Here is a 16,969-nt window from a genome sequence, read left to right on the forward strand (position 1 = left end):
CCTAGCGAACACATCATAACTAATTAATTATCAATATTTAACACTATTTAACGGAACTTTTTGGCCGACTGGCATTCCTTTAGCGCACCAAAATTATCAAGTATTAACACCGCAATGATATGTTGTCTAATTTAAGGACTAAAGTGACCCTGGGTCTTGTATTCCTCTTCCTGCTAACGCTAGCTATCAGTATGGAAGGAGTCTACCAGATTTACAAACTGAACGGAGATGCCAAATTAATCATGCACCAAAACCTTCAGTCCATCGTATTTTCCAATAACATGCTTCTGGCCATGGAATCCAGTCCGGTCCGACTGGATGATTTGGAAAAGAACCTACGCCTGCAACAACTGAATATCACCGAACCAGGTGAAGACACGGTTACTGCCAACGCAGCTGCATTGGCGAAGGCGCTACAGCAGCAGCCCAATAATCAGCAACTTATCACCCAATTAAGACAGTCGATTCTTCAGTTATCTGCTATCAACCAAAAGGCAGTGATACATAAGAATGAACGATTGTCCATCAACTCTGATAAAGTGATTCTAGGGCTGTCCGTCATCACGCTGATACTGCTGGGCGTTTCCATCATTTTTATTTTCGCCTATCCTCCGATGGTGGAAAAGCCGATTCAGGTTTTAATGCAGCAAATTAAGACAGACAAAACGCGCATAGAAGCCATCATTAACCAGATGAAAGATGCGGTGGTGGGATATGATATGGATAATAATATCCTTTTCATGAATGATGTGATGCTAAGGCTGTGTGCCGCACAACAAAAAACAAAGGAAGAAATGCTGATTGCGTTGATGAATCTTCCTACCCAGCAACGCATTACTTTACCAGGTGCAGAAGGCTATGGCATTTTCATCAAGGAGAAAGTCAGTATCACCACCGAAGGAGATCCGATGGGATATGTGATTGTGCTGAGAGACATCAGTGCGCTGGAAGCTTTTGCACTGGCCAAAACACGATTCATTGCATCAGCCTCACATGAACTCAAAACCCCGATCTCTTCTATGCAGATGAGTATTAGTCTGCTACAGGATAGTCGCACCGGAACATTACAACCCAATCAACAGGATTTACTGGACAGTATTCGGGAAGATGTAGATCGGATTCTAAAAATCAGCAGCGATTTACTGGGCATCACGGAGGAAAAAATCACCTCCATTCCGCCCTCCCATTCAGCATAACCTATCCACATATCAATACGCCAAAACATGAACAGCGGAACTATTTTGCTGGTGGAGGATGAAGAAAAACTCCGCCAGCTGCTGTACAGGATTATTTCCCTGGAAGGCTTTCGCGTACTCGCCGCCGAAAACCTGAAAGCAGCCAGGAAACAACTGCAAACAGAACAAATCGACGTCGTACTTTGTGATGTCATGCTGCCCGATGGAAATGGCATCTCCCTGGTAGAATATATTCACGAAGCGCCTACCAGCACTGCTATCATCATGCTCACCGCCTACGGTAATATCCCCGACAGCGTGAAAGCCATAAAGGCCGGTGCGTTCGACTATATCACCAAAGGCAATGACAACGCCCGGATTATCCCCCTGATACATCGGGCTATGGAGCGCGTTCATTTACAAAACAGAGTAGAACATTTGCAGGAAAAAATTGCAAATAAATACGCTACTTTTCACGGCCTCATAGGCCATTCCCCCGCCATGACTGCGGCCCGGGAACTGGCGGCCAAAGCGGCTCCCAGCGATGCGCCGGTATTACTACTAGGCGAAACCGGCACCGGAAAAGAAATGTTTGCACAAGCCATCCACCAAGCCAGTAAAAGAGCAGACAAAGACTTCCTTGCTATTAATTGCAGCGCCATCGGAAAAGATATCCTGGAAAGTGAAATATTCGGATATAAAGCCGGCGCTTTTACCGGCGCCGCCAAAAACAAAAAAGGACTCATCGAAGAAGCCAATCATGGTACTTTATTTCTCGATGAAATCGGGGAAATGCCCCTCGACCTGCAAGCCAAACTATTACGGGTACTCGAAACCAAAGAGTTCATTAAAGTTGGCGATACCAAGGTAACGCGGGTGGATATACGTATTATTGCCGCCACCAACCGAAATTTACAGGAAGAAATAGAACAGGGGCGGTTTCGGGAGGATTTATACTACCGACTAAATGTATTCACCATCTCCCTGCCTCCTCTAAGAGAACGGGCAGAAGACATCCCCACCTTCGCGGCTCATTTTCTTCGCTACTTCGCAGGAAAAACAAATAAGCAGGTGCTGGATATGAGTCCGGAATTCCTCCAGCAACTAAAAACGCATCAATGGCGCGGCAATATCCGGGAATTAAAAAATACCATGGAACGAGCTGTCATTATCACCAATCATACTACCCTCACCACAGACGACCTACCCATGGAATTCAAACTGGATAAGAGTCCCGCCCGACAAAAGCAAAGCAATTTCGACCTGGCCGTTATGGAGAAGATGCATATCAAGTGGGTGATGGAATATGTGAAAGGGAATAAATCCAGGGCAGCGCGCCTCATGAATATAGGGCTATCTACCCTCTATAGAAAAATGGAAGAATACGGTATAGGATAAACGAAAAAGCAGGGATATATCCCTGCTTTTTTCGTTTATATATTCTTGTTAGAATCGTACAATGGCATCCATTGCGATTGTAAACTGATCCCGGCGGGTACCGTTATCGTAAGGAGTTACATCGTTCGTCCAGGCTCTCTCATAGCGGATTTCCGGGCGAAGTCTGAAGAGGGAATTAAAGTGATGCACCCATCCAATAGTATGACTGGAATAACAGGTTGTAAAACCAGTACGGTTACCTTGCGGATCATTCAGCATATCATTGCGGACAGAGAGATAATCTTTCTTGGGAGATAATTGTATCTCCAGATAGTTTACCAATCCTACGGCAGAAGCCACCCCTGTGATAGTGGGTCCTAAACCAGTGCCCATAAACCATCTTTTTCCAGGCCCTTCAATTGCAGTGCCACCTACCGCAGCATCATGCTGCCACATATAATAGGACTCAGTGTTCATATGCACTTTCTCGCTGAATTTATGCCCCCAGGTAAAGACCACCATTTGCAGGTTATCATGCCCATCTTTATATTCTCCTTTCCCCAAAGAATTGATACCGCCATAGATGGAGTTCCGGTTATTATGGGATACCCAACGTACCATGGCCATACCATTCAGACTGCTGGAGCTACTCCATGGCGCCATGTCATTACCGCCATGAGCGCCCAGATATACCTCCCAGTAAGGGCTTAGTCGCAGTGCAGCATGTACGCCCGTGAAGGTATAAGGGTCTACTGTAAACATCAGGGAATGAGAGTACAGGTAGTTATCCGGGGCCCATTGCGCTTCGATATCTGCGGGACTGATAAACCGACCTACCCGAATCATTAGTCCCTGGGCCACTTTCGGAATATAGAGCATACCGTATACCTGCGCAGGATCGTAGCCATAAAGATGATTCTTTTTCAATAGCTGATCGCTGAAAATACCTTTGGCGATGGTATAACGGTAATCGGTTCCGAAAACATTATCCACGAGGAAGCCCCAGTCTACATGATCTTGCTGCACGGTATTCGGTTGACGTTCTGCGCGGAGGATGACCTGATCCAGCACGATATTGTTGGGCACCAGGTTATAAGAAGTAGGGGAATTAGAGTCGTGCGAAGTACTGAAGTTAGCGCCTATACTGGCCCAACCGTATACTTTCACGCGACTTTTACTTTTTGCGAGTCCTAATGCTTTTGTCAGCGGGTAATCTGGCGCATCGGCGGGGATACCGATCAGAGAGGCCCCTACCCATTCGCCGCTGGGAAAAGGCGGGGAGGAAATAGGGGAAGGCAGACTTCTTCCATTGCTACCATCGGGCACTACAGTCGTGTGTTTTGTTGAGTCCTGCTGTGCGTATCCGGTCGTCATAGCACTTGCCAGCACCAGCACAGTTAAAATTCCATTTTTCATGTTATTGGCTTATTTAAGCGATTTGGGGCCTGATGGTTCAAATTTATGTCCAACCCCTGCGATCCCGTCCCACTTCCTTGTAAAGCCGCCATTGTACGCAGTTTTAAGCGGAGGCGTTTACCATAAACCTGTAGTGGCCATTTATTCAAAATGACAAACTTTATCATTTTGGGAAGGTTACGGTATGGCCGGAAGTAGAGAGAAACGACGCTTCATATTGGTTGCATTGCGCGCTCCTGTTGATTTTAATCAGAATTTAATGCTATAGAGAGACTAAGGCACTCCGATTGCTGTTATCTTCCTATAACAAGATCCTGATCTATGAGAATAGTATTAAACAGTTTTGTCCTGCTTCTGGTTGTATGTTTGTTTACAAAAAGTGGGAATGCACAGGTAAAAACCGCCGCGATATATCGTACGCAGGAAGATTATATAAAGGGCATTACCAGCTATGGGCCATCAACAGAAAGTCCGGGGAAACTGAAGTTACATCTGCTGGCCCCGAAAGATTTTGTAGATCTGTCTTACAATGGCCATAGTTCCCGCATACCAACAAGTCAATTATTCGGATACACTACGAAGGAAGGAAATGTGTTCTGTGTTCATGGCGGCGACACTTACCAGATCATGAATAAGAACCCTCAACTGCTGTTATTCCGGAAGCGGACCTTATCTTCCAATAGGGAATTTCGCAATGATCGTTTCAGTTACTTTTTTAGTACAGCCGATGGCGTTATACGCCCGCTGACCAGCTGGAACCTGAAACAGGCTTTTCCTGCAAAACAGGACTGGGCCGATTTAATCGATACCAATTTCAAACAGGATAACGAACTAATGACGTACGACAGCTATCATCATATGTATAAGCTGGAATGGCTGTTGCGTTAAAATTGCTTTTTTTATATAGAGTCAAACGATGGGCGCCTGTTTTCACAGGTGCTTTTTTTTCTCGCAAAGGCGCAAAGGAAGGGCAAAGGCGCGAATTATATTGATTACCTTTAGGGGATGAAATGGAAACATATTTTTTGGATACTACTGTTGCTGGTAACTCCTGTTTTGACCTTTGCACATGGATACTGGCTGGATATCAGCGGAAATGGAAAAGTGGGAGCAGCAGTCACCATACATATATTTTTTGGAGAAATAGACAGTCATGGCGTACGGCAGCGGGAAAAATTTGAGACGCCGCCTGCAGGGAATGAATTCAATATTTTTGTGATTGACCCTAAAGGTGTTCGCACGCCATTAAAAGTGAGCGCCGAGCCAGACGGATGGAAGGCAGTCTTCCTACCTACTGTCAATGGCTCCTACAGGATATTTGCCGAAAGTCATAAACTACCTGTCGTTGAACGCTCTGGCCCCGGCAAGCAAAACATTCGCCCCATTGAATACCTTTATGGCGCTTATACCGTAGGTAAACCTACGCTCCTTTCCCCATCCCAGCAGGATATGGATATCCTTCACAACACCCATAACGACATGACCGCTGTCACGGTTTATCAGAATGGTAAAGTTGTTCCAGCTGGCATCAAGTTACGTATATTCAATCCCGATAACTGGGAAAAACAACTGGAGACTGATAGTCTTGGTAAAGCGGAATTTTTCCCAAAACGTAAAGGATTATACATCATTCGTTTCGACTGGTATGATAAAATGCCAGGAGAATATAACAAAGTAGGATTCACCTCGATAAGATACAGGTGTAATTTATGTTTGGATGTGAAATAAATATACTTGGAAAAGAAACTGGAATCCTCAGAACATGGCGGGTATCTAAAGTACTGCGATACGGGCGCTTTTCATATTACGCTCTATTTTGGCATGATCAAGAAAAAAGGCCAGGTAATTTTTCAGTATCAGGGAGTAGATAAAAATATGATCACCTTAGATGGAGCAGATAGAGACCGGCTGAAAAATGTGATAGATATAGTAAAATATTTAAGTAGGTAGACACGTGTCTACCTACATTCTCACCCTACTATAAAAATACAAGTATTTAGTGGATGCCCTACCGTTTGATACTTTTGCTCAATTTGAGAGCCAGAGAGTATTTTATTACCATCACCTTCAATAGCCTCCCCTGACGAATAGATCCGCGCAGGAACGACATTCCAGGAGGGGGTATCCTACACATTTGATCCCCCTCCCTAAAATTAGAACTTCAGTGCAAAACTACCAGTAAATCTTGCCGGCGCTTGTGGTGTGAGTCGCACAGACCAAGCTTTCTCGCTAGTCAGATTATCCACTTTCACGCCTACACGAAACTTAGGTTGATCGTAAAAAATGGATGCATCCAGCATTACATAGGAAGGAATCGTAATCTTTACTTTCTGCGTATTGGTTTGGAAAGAGGAGCTGCCCGCATTTCCGCCGAAGCCAACGCCTAAGCCTTTCAGCTTGCCTTTTGTCAGATTATAGCTTACCCAGAAATTCAGCATATTAGCAGGGCCAGATAATGCAGGACGAAGACCTATTACCGTAGAATCAGCCTTCAGGTATTTACTGTCGTTATAAGCATAACCCGCTACGATATTGAGTCCCTGTACCGGATTGGCCGTAATCTCCGCTTCAATCCCTTTGCTGCGCTGCGTACCATCCTGGATAGAATAATTGACATCACGAGGATCTATTCTTAACACATTACTGATTTCAATATCATAATAACTCACCGTTCCCACCAGGCGATGATTCAGCACATCCGCCTTCACACCGTATTCTAACTGGTTTCCTCTTTCAGGCTTAAAGCTGTTGCCTTCCAAATCAGAACCATTCTTGTTGAAAAAGCCATTCATATAGCTACCAAACAGGGAAACGTGATCTTTCACCACCTGGTATACCAGTCCTAATTTTGGCGAGAGAGCCGTCTGACTGTAGGTACCTGTTCTAACGCCAGTGGATATATTATACACGCCTCTGTTATTATAGAAATCCACACGCAGACTCATCATAGCCATCAGGCGGTCTGTTATATTAAATACATCGGAAGCATATGCTGCATAGCTATCGTCCCCGTTGTTTTCTGTACGCGGCGTACCCGTAGGCAACAGAGAATCTATTTGATAACGGGATACTTTATAATTCTTACCAGGATTAATGAAATTAACGGTTGGTCCGTTCACCGCAATTCTGTCAAAAGAATTACTGTTGTTGTAGTAATCGAGCCCTACTACCAGGCGATTGCGGAACTTACCCAGTTTGAAATCTCCGATGAAGTTTTGTTGTATATCCGTAGCAATGAAAGCAGTATTACCTACCATCACGTTTCCTCGCAGCGTAGAATCGGTACGACCGTTGAGTGCCGTGATATAACCATCAATAGTAGATCTGGCACGGGAAACAATGGTTTGGGATGTCCAGTTTTCGGAGATTTTGTAGTTCGCCTGCACGAAAATGTTCATCATCTGGGTATTATAGGCCATATCATTGCTGAGGAACATTCTGTTATAAGGGAATCCCATCGTGGCAATCGACAAATTCTTGGTTCCTCCGGTATAAGGGTTGAAACGCACTACAGAGGTTCCTTTCGCCTGGCCAAACTCTACATCCAGTAAGAGAGAAAGCTTGTCCGTGATCTGGTAAGAGAAGCTGGGAGCCAGACTAATGCTTTTAGTATAGCCCATATCCTGGAAGCTTTTCTCATAGGTAGTAGCCCCATTCAGGCGGAAAAGCATTGTTTTTTCTTTATTGACAGGCGTATTAACGTCTACGGTTAAACGATTGAAATTCCAGCTGCCGCCATAATAAGCCACTTCCCCACCAAAGCCATTATAAGGTTTCTTTGTAACGCGATTATACAAACCGCCATAGCTGCTGGATACATTGGTGCCAAACAGGGTGGCAGACGGTCCTTTGATGGCCTCTACTCTTTCGAGGTTGGCAGGATCAATGGACGAGAAAGCCTGCCCTGCAACGCCATTACGCGCATTAGGTTCTGTTTCAAATCCACGGGAACGGAAAGTAACCCGACCCTGGTTGGCCAGCATAGGAATACCCGCGCCAGGCACATTCTTGGAAATACTACCCAAATCCAGCGCCATTTGCTCCTGGATCAGCTCTTTCGGCACAATGTTATATACCTGCGGATTTTCCAGGTTTTTCAGCGGTAAACGACTGATATAACTACTTTCTTTCTTGGAATATTTATTAACGTTACCGACTACACGCACTTCCTGCAATGATTGAATATTCTCCTTCGCAAGACGGTAATCCAGTACCGTTTGTGCTCCTTTACTAACGGTTACCTGAAAATCCTTCTCTGCAGCGCCTAATAACTGAATACGTACGGTATAGGTACCCGGAACAAGATGTTCCAGGAGATATTTTCCTTCGTTGTCTGTCAGTGTACTTTTATCCAGTTGCTGGATAGACACAGATACCAGCTCCAGTGGTTGTCCGGCATTGGAAAGAACCTGTCCTGCTATACTACCTTCGTTCTTGTTGTTTTCATCCGACTGCCCCATAGCTAGGAAAGGGCAGATAACTATCATGGTCAGGATAAGTTGCCTGTAAAGTGCCGACATAGAAAAAATTTGCGCAAAGGTAAGTGGCGCCACAAGGAAGGTTTAATCAATTCGGGAAAATTTTCAGAGCGATATTTTTCCCGATCAGTAAAGTATATCTAAATTTTATAATAATATCCAGACACGATTTCTTCGTCCTTCCATACATATTTAAGATATTTGCGGCCATGAAAAAGCTTTTATTCTTATTGTTTTTTATCTCCGTTGGGAAACTAGCCTTTGCCCAGCAGGAACCCTACTTCCCGGATATGCGTGTCTGGGGCCTGAGTTTAGATAGCTACGCGCGATATATCTTTTCCGATACCGCATTTATACGCGCCATGCCCAGTACCAAACAAGCGGCAGTGGATACCTTGTTCGCAGGCGATAACATCACTGTTACGGACGTCACCGATAAACAGTTGACCATCCGCGGTATCACTGGCCCCTGGCTGAGAATAAGTTATGATAAATACGGGGAACAACGCACCGGTTACGTATGGCAAGGCCTGATCAGTTGCACACCTATGCGTCGTGGCGATATCAAGTTCATTTATGGCGTGGAACGTCGTGCCGACAGTACCTTCATCAATGCATCCAAAGCAAAGGATACCATCCCTCGTTTCTTTATACGACTCAAAGTGGTGCAGAATGGCGCTATTATCGCTAAAAGCAGCGTTATCACACCAGATGATGAAAGCGCCGGCTATTGCACCGGGAAAGTCATGAGCGGTATGGGCCTGACCAATGTACAACAGATTGTGGTGTTAACCTTCAGCGGAGAAGCATGTGGTATACCTACCTATGATTATTATTTTGCTTTTACGAAAGATAGCCAGCTCGTTAGATTCCCGGATAAAACCAATATCGGCGATGCCGATGCATACTATCATTCCGAGGAATTCACATTCCCCAATGAGAAAGGAGGACAGCCGGATATGGTGATCTGGAATATGCAGACAGAAGAAGCCACCGATAAGGTAGGCAAAGATGGATTGTATATCCTGAAAACCACAGAAAAAGGAAAAGTGACCTATATCTGGGACCCAGAGAATAAACGTATCACCAAACAAAAGAAATAACTTCACAACGGGCGCCACTAGCGCCCGTTGCTATTTTCGGACCTACCCCATTCACCTCGCGATGAAAATACTTAACTTAGAAGTACTAACCAGGTTAATACTCATCCAATGAAACCAATCACCATAACGGGAGCCAGGCAAAACAATCTGAAAAACCTGTCGCTGGAGATCCCCAGAGGCTGTATCACCGTATTCACCGGCGTATCCGGCTCCGGAAAATCATCTCTCGTATTTGAAACCATTGGCGCAGAAGCACAACGTCAGATCAATGAAACGCAACATAGCTTTCTCAGGAACAGGCTGCTGCATCTGGGCCTTCCGGAGGTAGATAAAATTGAAAATCTCAATTATCCAATCATCATTAACCAACAGCGGCTAGGCGGGAATATTCGCTCCAGCGTTGGCACCGCCACAGATATCAGCGCATCGCTGCGATTGCTGTTCTCCAGGATAGGACAGCCTTTCGTGGGTTACTCCAATATTTTCTCTCCGAATCACCCTTCCGGGATGTGTCCTACCTGCGAAGGACTTGGATTTGTAAAATCCATCGATGAACACAAACTAATAGATCGCACAAAATCATTGCAGGAAGGCGCTATCCGCTTCCCCACTTTCCAACCGGGCGGCTGGAGATGGACCAGGTACGCAAATTCCGGCTATTTTGACATAAATAAAAAACTACAGGATTATACAAAAAAAGAATGGGAGCTGCTGTTGCACGCTCCCGCTCATAAGCCCGAACATCCTGGTCCCAACTGGGGAAAAACGGTGCAGTACGAAGGTATCATCCCCCGCATAGAAAAGGCTTTTCTGAAAAAAGATTCTAAAGAACAAGACCTGCGTAGTAAGTCTGTAGCCAGTATTGTATCAGAAAAGCCTTGCCCCTCCTGTAAAGGGCAACGGCTAAACGAAAAAATCCTTTCCTGCAAAATTAACGGGCATAGTATTGCTGATTGTACCGCTATGCCTGTGGATGATTTACTGGATTTTTTACGGGAGATAAATGCTGCTCCTTATGAAGCCGTTCTTCAGGAGGTATGTCGGAAGCTCGGGAATATGGTCACTATCGGACTCCAATACCTGACCCTGGACAGAATTACCAATACCCTCTCTGGCGGCGAATCTCAACGTATCAAAATGGTAAGGCATCTCGGCAATAGTCTCACTGAATTACTGTATATTTTTGATGAGCCCAGCGTAGGATTACACCCTGCAGATGTAGATAAAATAATCCGTATCATCCGTCTGATAAGGGATAAAGGAAATACAGTGATGATTGTAGAACACGATCCCGATATTATTCGTATAGCGGATCACGTGATAGACATTGGCCCCGGTTCCGGCGTGCATGGCGGTGAAATTGTTTACCAGGGCGATTTTCAGGGGTTAAAAAACTCTTCGGGAAAAACAGGTCTTTACTTCTCTCATCCACGGACGTACAACGCAGCACCCCGTACAGCAAAGGAGTTTCTGCAAGTAAAAGATGCGAGTCTTCACAATCTGCAACATATCCATGTACGTATACCCCTCTCCGTTATGACGGTGGTCACTGGTGTGGCTGGCTCCGGAAAGAGCAGTCTTATCAGCGACGAACTCCCCTTATTATATCCGGATGTGAAAGTAATTGATCAATCGCTCTTCCCGGGGAATGTGCGTTCCAGCTGCCTTACTTACCTGGGCATCTCCGACCATATCCGGGCATTACTGGCCCAAGCCAATGATAAAAGCGCCGCATTGTTCAGCAGAAATAGCGAAGGCGCCTGCCCCGCCTGTAAAGGACTCGGCGTACTAAAGATAGACATGGCCTTCATGGATGATACCGAAACGCCCTGTGATGTATGCAATGGCAGCGGATTTTCACCGGAAGTATTGCCCTATCGCTATCAAGGGAAAAACATCGTGGATATCATGAATATGACCGTTGAAGAAGCCGCACAATTTTTCACGGATAAGCATATACAGCAACAATTCCAGCTGCTTACCCGGCTGGGACTGGATTACATCACATTGGGACAGCGACTAGACACCTACTCCGGCGGCGAAAGACAACGCTTAAAACTTTCGAAGGAACTGAATAACCGTAACGCCATCATCGTATTGGATGAGCCCAGCACCGGACTACACCCCGCGGATACTGCACGACTGCTTCATATGATGAATGAGATGGTGAACGCCGGCAATACCCTGATTGTAATTGAACACAATATGGATATCATTGCGCAGGCAGATTGGATTATCGACATTGGGCCTGGAGCGGGCAAATATGGTGGCCGTATTGTATTCGAGGGAACCGTGTCTGCCTTCATCAATCATGGCAAGACTATTACTGCTACCTATCTACAACAACACGTTGGTACATTAAAAGAAACGGGCGATCTGTAACAGACCACCCGTTTAACTGATCATCTATGTGATCGTCTATTCCTGCATGCGCTGCTTTACCTCGTCGATATTGGTTCTTCTCGCTCTGGCAGCTTTCACCTGCTGATTACCAAAGCGATAATTGAATACCAATTTCACAAACCTGGTTTCAGGACTATTACGGAATATAGCAGCTACATCGTAAGACAGGATACTATAATTACGTTTTTCTGTATTGAAAATATCGGAAACATTCAGTGTCAGGCTACCTTTCTTCTGCAATACGCTCCTGGTAATACCCACTCCCATAGAAAACTGACTCCTGAAATCGTATGCCCCAAATTTCAATGGGCTGGTATAAGCGGTATTGATCTCGGCTTTCCAGTTGCCATCCAGCTTAAAAGAGGTATTATTAGAGGCCATAGCGCCTATTCCGCTCTTATCTAACTGACTGCTGGCCGGTGCATTATATTTAGCATACAAAGTGTTCACACTGGTAACAGTATAAATCTTGCCTTTCAGAAAACCTTTATAGTAGCTAAGTCCCAGCATCAACTGATCTCCGCTCGCAACGTTATCGTAAGAACCGATGGTGATGGCACTGTTGTCTTCCCGATGATAAACTTCCGCTAATACATCACTAAAATGTCCATATCCTATACTCGCCATCCAGGAGTTATTGTATGTCCAGCCCAGCTCCAGGTTATCAGATAAAGTAGGTTTAATGGCAGGGTTACCTTTTGAATACTGATATTGACTCTGGTATACTAGAAATGGATTCACGATATCCAGTCCGAAACGCTCAATCTTACGGCTATACGAAAAACTGAATTGTTGTTTCTCACTCTGATTGAAATTGATACTGAGAGAAGGGAACAAATTCGTATATCCGTTATTGTGAACCTGTTGGAGCGTAAGGGAATTACCGGAGTTATCAGTATGCTCTACACGCAGTCCAGCCTGCATATCGAATTTATGAAAGGTTCTGGCGGCGGTCAGGTAAGCGCCGTAGACATTTTCTTTGTAGATAAAGTGGTTGCTGCGCAGCGCATCTTCTTTCCAGTTACTGGCATCAAAATTTTCCCAGATCAGGTTATTATCGGTTTTGGTGAATATGCTTTTCACGCCTGATTCGAAAGTGGTTTTAAACGCTTTAAAATTATAGTCTCCACTGAAAGAAAATACCTGGTTATTGGCTGGCGACTGATAACGCACTTGTGACGGCTGGCCATAGCCCATACCTTGTGCATCAAAGTAACTGGTGGTTAGTTTATCATTGGCCTTTTTATCATAGCTGTAATAATCTCCGTTCAGCATCAGTTCATTCTTTTGCTTGCCCAGTAAGGTTTTGAAATATACGTTTACAGCCGGAGTCTGGAAGCTCGTATGATTTACTTTATCTAATACCGAAGAAGAATCATTAGGGAGATGAGAGGTATTGGCCATTGTTTGGTCTTTTGTCCGGATATTACCACGGAGTAAAGCGCCGAAGCTACTTCTTTTGTCAATGGTTCTGTCGAAGCCCAACTTATAAGTATGGCTTTGCAAGTCATTCTCCGCATATTGCTGATCCTGGATGATATAATTCTTGCTGATAGTGCGTGTAGCCGTGTTAGTGGCATCGGTGGTACGATTCATATAATCGTAGCTACCATAGACATTTAATACTTTATCTCTGTAGTTGAGACTGACGCCGCCATTATACAACAGGTGGTTTCCCATACCAGCACCAATATTCACGGTTCCGTTGGTACCAAGACTTTTATTCTTAGCCAGTACAATATTGATAACGGCGGCCCCGTCAGCCTCGTATTTAGCGGAAGGATTGGGCATTAGTTCCAGGCTTTCTATAGTATTGGCGGGCATTGCGGAGAGATAGTTTTCCAGCTCCTGCCCTGAAAGTCGCGATGGACGTCCATTGATATACACCGTCACTGTTTTACCGCGGAGTTTCAGTCCCTGCTGATCCATTACGCCAGGGGCGCGTTTCAGTGCCTGGTAGGCGTTATCGCCAGCAGCAAGTGGACTCTGAGCGATATTTACCACGATTTTATCCCGTTGTACAGCAATATATGGTTGAGATGCCTTTACTTCCACGCCATTCAGCTTTTTCACCTGGCGGGATAAGAGCAGATCCAGGGTGGTTGTTTTTTGTTGGATACTTACCGTTTGTGCGTATCCGTTGTATCCCATGTAATTGGCGGCGAAAGTCCAGCTACCAGTATCAGGGAGAGATATTTGGAACATACCGGAGTCATTGGCCACACATGGATAAGCTTTAGACTGTTGGCTGATTTGAATAGCTGCAAAAGGTAAGGGCTGCTGTGTAAGACTATCTACCACCCGTCCTTTCAGGAGTATGGGTTGTTGCTGGGCAAAAAGGGTAGTAACGAAGGAAAGCAGCGCGATAAACAGGATTGACTTTTTCATATACTATCAGTTAGATATTTGTATTTTGATTTTGTTTGTGATTTTGATTGTGATAGCAAAGAAAGCAGGAACAGCCGAGTGGATAAAGCTGGTTTCTGCATAAGCCGGGGTTCTTTCTGCAAAATAACAGTTGGCCTATTTTGTCGAAAAAATGCCAGTTTTGTCGAAATTCGACCTGTTGGCAATACTGATCTTATTAGCTTCAATTATGAAAAAGCCCTTACCACAGCGAGGTTATGGCAACCAACTGATCTCCACATACGAATTAATTGTATGGGTGTTATATGCCGTTATATATAAATATGCCGTCATTGTGGAGAGTCCGCTCCTACCACGCCGGCATGAGAACTTCCCCTTTCCGCTGATGATGTTATATGCATTATGTATCACTTTGTATGTCATTCCTTATTACAGAGTAATAGGCCCCTGGTTGCTGGATAGGAAAAAGTTTGGATGGATGTTCTTTATCACCGTCATCTACTTCTACTTTATTCCTAAATATGCTAACTGGCCGGTTGTTTATTGCTTCCGTCAGTGGCTGACAGGCCATCCGGAAGGCCCCTATCTGGATGCCTGGTACAAAAAATTTGAGGTGCTGGTACATACCCGACAGATTTATAGCGAATTCCTCTTAACAGATGTATTGGCATTCTTTTCAGTAATGTTCATGCGTTTTGCCATGCAGAATGAACGCAAAAGACATACCCTGGAGGAAACCAACCTTACCCTTCAGTTGGAAACGCTGAAAGCGCAACTGCATCCTCATTTCCTGTTCAATACGCTGAACAGCATCTACGGCATGACCCTCACCGGCTCCAAAGAGGCCCCCGTATTCGTTCTACGACTATCAGACATGATGCGATATATGTTGTACGATTGCAAACATGATCAGGTGCCACTGGAAAAAGATATTACCTTTTTAATGGATTATTTGGAGATGGAGAAGACCCGTTATCCTTCCGCCCCTATACAGTTTAACATCGATAAACACACTATTCCACCGGTGCAGATTGCGCCGCTACTAATGATTCCTTTTATGGAGAATTGCTTCAAACACGGATCACACCGCATTTTGGACGAGTCTATTATCCAGGGAAGCATTTCATTCAAGGACAATAAACTATTTTTTCACCTGGAAAATAGCGTACTGCCAAAGCCTTCCGGCCCAGCTACGCCTTATGGTGGCGTGGGCATTGAGAATGTGCGGAGAAGACTGGAATTATATTACCCAAAGAAATATCAACTGGACATTACACACAATGATCTGGCCTATATCGTTGACCTCCAAATACAACTGACATGATTAAATGCCTGATAGCAGACGATGAAGTGATTGCGCAACAAATACTGGAACAGTATATCCTGCAATCTGAAGATTTAGTATTGGTGGCCAAGTGCAGGAATGCCATGCAGGCATTTGCCCAGTTGGAGCAAAACGCCATAGACCTGATTTTCCTGGATATTGAAATGCCGCTGGTAAGTGGTATTACCTTTCTGAAAAGCTTACCGCATCCGCCAAAAATCATATTTACTACTGCCTATGCAGAATATGCATTACAAGGCTATGAGTTGAATGTCTCCGATTATTTACTGAAACCATTTTCCTTCGAAAGATTCAGTCAGGCTGTAGAGAAGGTACGCCAGCAACTGGCCTCCAGGAAGCCGGAAACCGATGTATCCGAGCCAGATGATGCCTGCCTGATAATAAAAGAAAAAGGAGCACTGATGAAAATCCCTTATGATGAGGTGTTGTACATTGAAGGTTCCCGGGATTATGTAAAGGTGGTCCTTTCTGGTAAATCACATTTGGTTCATCTAACAATGAAGAAGCTGGAATCTATGTTACCCGGACATTTATTTGTTCGCTCCCATAAATCCTATATTGTATCGGTTCCAAAGATCAAGCTGATTAAAGCCGCAGAGCTGGTGATGGCCAACCAAGAGATTATTCCTTTAAGTCCGAACTACAAGGATACGGTGGTAAAATGCTTTAGTGTGGGCAAATAGCTAACAACCATGTATAAACGAAAAAAAGGATTGTCTTGCGACAATCCTTTTTTTCGTTTCGTTATAGTTTAATTATTTTCCGGACCTCATATTCTTTATCCGCTTGTACCCCTATCAGGTAAGTCCCTTGCGGTAAGTTGCCTATACTGAATGGCACTTCATGATTCTTCGCATTAGGCGAAGTACGCATCTCCATAAGGTTACCGTCATTAAAGTAAATCAGCCGGATCGTTACAGGCGCTTCTTTGGAGAGTTCCACATTGACTTTAAACTGACCCGTAGTTGGGTTAGGGAATACGGTGATATTTCTGATCAGTTTTTCACGGTATCCTAAGAGGCTGTCTACATTTCCTCGCTCTTGTTCCGGCAGTACGATCACCGTTTTCGTGATTGCATCCGCACATTCTCCTAGTCGCGTGAACAGTTGAATATTATAGGTTCCTGTTTTATTGAACAGCAGTTGTCTTACGCTACCATCGGCGCTGGCCCCAGCTTCCCTTATGCCTTCAGGCAGGGTCCATTCCAGCGCCAGTGGCTTAGGTTTGGAGATATCCACCAGGATCAGCGTATCGCCAAGGGTGTTGTAGGAAGACATGAGGAAATCAGCTTTCAGTACGCTCAA

Annotated in this window: 13 protein-coding genes; 9 read left to right on the forward strand and 4 right to left on the reverse strand. The window is 44.7% G+C overall.

Annotated features, from left to right (window positions below):
- The first annotated feature begins 119 nt into the window (after positions 1-119).
- Together CLV59_RS27815 and CLV59_RS27820 are read left to right on the forward strand one after the other, a co-directional pair.
- Positions 120-1,196, forward strand: coding sequence for a histidine kinase dimerization/phospho-acceptor domain-containing protein (locus CLV59_RS27815; protein WP_111595378.1), 1,077 nt, complete (start codon positions 120-122; stop codon positions 1,194-1,196).
- 27 nt (positions 1,197-1,223) lie between these two features.
- A complete protein-coding gene (locus tag CLV59_RS27820; RefSeq protein WP_111595379.1) occupies positions 1,224-2,573 on the forward strand; it encodes a sigma-54-dependent transcriptional regulator in 1,350 nt (449 codons plus the stop codon).
- Between the two features lie 48 nt (positions 2,574-2,621).
- Here the strand turns inward: CLV59_RS27820 and CLV59_RS27825 are convergent, their stop codons facing one another.
- The gene (locus tag CLV59_RS27825; RefSeq protein WP_111595380.1) at positions 2,622-3,968 is read right to left on the reverse strand and encodes an outer membrane beta-barrel protein; all 1,347 of its coding nucleotides are present in this window, start codon (positions 3,966-3,968) and stop codon (positions 2,622-2,624) included.
- Between the two features lie 321 nt (positions 3,969-4,289).
- On the opposite strand from CLV59_RS27825, the gene CLV59_RS27830 reads away from it, so the two are divergent.
- The 3 genes from CLV59_RS27830 to CLV59_RS27840 all read left to right on the forward strand — a co-directional run bounded on the left by CLV59_RS27830 (position 4,290) and on the right by CLV59_RS27840 (position 5,918).
- Complete coding sequence (locus CLV59_RS27830; protein WP_111595381.1) at positions 4,290-4,856, forward strand: hypothetical protein; 567 nt, start codon at positions 4,290-4,292, stop codon at positions 4,854-4,856.
- 117 nt (positions 4,857-4,973) lie between these two features.
- A complete protein-coding gene (locus CLV59_RS27835) occupies positions 4,974-5,696 on the forward strand; it encodes a hypothetical protein (protein ID WP_111595382.1) in 723 nt (240 codons plus the stop codon).
- A gap of 6 nt (positions 5,697-5,702) precedes the next feature.
- Positions 5,703-5,918 carry a hypothetical protein gene (locus CLV59_RS27840; protein ID WP_111595383.1) on the forward strand — a complete coding sequence of 72 codons (216 nt, stop codon included), beginning with the start codon at positions 5,703-5,705 and terminating at the stop codon, positions 5,916-5,918.
- Positions 5,919-6,121: 203 nt separating this feature from the next.
- On the opposite strand, the gene CLV59_RS27845 is transcribed toward CLV59_RS27840, so the two are convergent.
- On the reverse strand, positions 6,122-8,488 hold the full coding sequence (locus tag CLV59_RS27845) for a TonB-dependent receptor (RefSeq protein ID WP_211324042.1): 2,367 nt from the start codon (positions 8,486-8,488) through the stop codon (positions 6,122-6,124).
- Positions 8,489-8,655: 167 nt separating this feature from the next.
- On the opposite strand from CLV59_RS27845, the gene CLV59_RS27850 reads away from it, so the two are divergent.
- Positions 8,656-9,549, forward strand: a complete 894-nt coding sequence (locus tag CLV59_RS27850) for an SH3 domain-containing protein (protein ID WP_111595384.1) — start codon at positions 8,656-8,658, stop codon at positions 9,547-9,549.
- 108 nt (positions 9,550-9,657) lie between these two features.
- Positions 9,658-11,931, forward strand: coding sequence for an ATP-binding cassette domain-containing protein (locus tag CLV59_RS27855; RefSeq protein WP_111595385.1), 2,274 nt, complete (start codon positions 9,658-9,660; stop codon positions 11,929-11,931).
- A gap of 36 nt (positions 11,932-11,967) precedes the next feature.
- Here CLV59_RS27855 and CLV59_RS27860 read toward each other — a convergent pair whose 3' ends face one another.
- Positions 11,968-14,340: an outer membrane beta-barrel family protein gene (locus CLV59_RS27860; RefSeq protein ID WP_111595386.1), complete on the reverse strand. Its 2,373-nt coding sequence runs from the start codon at positions 14,338-14,340 to the stop codon at positions 11,968-11,970.
- 208 nt (positions 14,341-14,548) lie between these two features.
- Between CLV59_RS27860 and CLV59_RS27865 the strand changes: the two genes are divergently transcribed.
- Complete coding sequence (locus CLV59_RS27865; RefSeq protein ID WP_170137947.1) at positions 14,549-15,643, forward strand: sensor histidine kinase; 1,095 nt, start codon at positions 14,549-14,551, stop codon at positions 15,641-15,643.
- Positions 15,640-16,347, forward strand: coding sequence for a LytR/AlgR family response regulator transcription factor (locus CLV59_RS27870; RefSeq protein WP_111595388.1), 708 nt, complete (start codon positions 15,640-15,642; stop codon positions 16,345-16,347). Before CLV59_RS27865 ends, CLV59_RS27870 begins: the two co-directional genes overlap by 4 nt.
- Before the next feature lie 61 nt (positions 16,348-16,408).
- Here CLV59_RS27870 and CLV59_RS27875 read toward each other — a convergent pair.
- Positions 16,409-16,969 (reverse strand): T9SS type A sorting domain-containing protein (locus tag CLV59_RS27875; protein WP_146616341.1); only part of this gene is annotated, 561 nt, incomplete at its 5' end.

The sequence above is a fragment of the Chitinophaga dinghuensis genome (assembly GCF_003259435.1).
GTDB classification, from domain to species: domain Bacteria; phylum Bacteroidota; class Bacteroidia; order Chitinophagales; family Chitinophagaceae; genus Chitinophaga; species Chitinophaga dinghuensis.